This is a genomic window from Pseudomonas sp. IT-196MI5 (genome assembly GCF_949767415.1).
GTDB lineage: Bacteria > Pseudomonadota > Gammaproteobacteria > Pseudomonadales > Pseudomonadaceae > Aquipseudomonas.
This window is the reverse complement of the sequence record NZ_CATKPZ010000056.1, coordinates 1-775: the sequence shown is the minus strand read 5'-3', so window position 1 is coordinate 775 and position 775 is coordinate 1. Positions and strand designations below refer to the sequence as shown.

The following is a 775-nucleotide window of genomic DNA, read 5'->3' as shown; positions in this document are numbered from 1 at the left end:
GACCTTCGCCGGCGCCTATGGCACTTTGGTGCTGAATGCCAACGGCAGTTACACCTACACCCTCAACCCCAGCGATGCCGACTTCAAAGCCCTGCACGGCGGTGGCGACGGCACCGACACCTTCACCTACACCCTCACCGATGCGGACGGCGACAGCAGCACCGCGAACCTGGTGCTGCAGATCCACAACAACGATGACTCGGTGACGGTTGGCGGTTTGGACGTTGGCGGCGGCGAGCTGACCGTCTTCGAGAAAAACCTCAGCGACGGCAGCAGCCCGGACGCAGCGGCCCTGACCCAGAACGGCACCTTCACCGTCAGCGCGCTGGACGGCGTCACGAGCCTGAGCGTCGGTGGCATCGCCGTGGTCAGTGGTGGCGTGGCCGCCGGCTTCCCGCAATCGATCAGCACGCCGCTGGGCAGCACGCTGACCGTCACCGGGTTCAACACCGCGACCGGTGTGGTGAGCTACAGCTACACCCTGAACGACAACGAAGCGCACCCAACCGGCAACGGCGCCAACACCCTGCCGGAACAGTTCGCCGTGACCGTGGTCGACGACAACGGCACCACCGCGACCGGTTCACTGGACGTGAACATCGTCGATGACCTGTCCAATGGCGTGGACGACGGCAACGCTTTGACAGCCTCGGAAACCCTGCTGACCCTCAGCGGCAACGTGCTGAGCAACGACGTGCAGGGCGCCGACCGGGTGCCGCTCGGGGAAAACAGCGGGCCGATCACCCCCGGCACCTTCGCCGGCACCTACGGCACC

At 65.9% G+C, this 775-nt stretch carries 1 protein-coding gene; it reads left to right on the top strand.

Annotation, left to right across the window (positions count from 1 at the left end):
- Window positions 1-775, top strand: a 775-nt coding sequence (locus ACM6IK_RS24265) for a VCBS domain-containing protein (RefSeq protein WP_414876353.1), incomplete at both ends; no start/stop codon positions are given.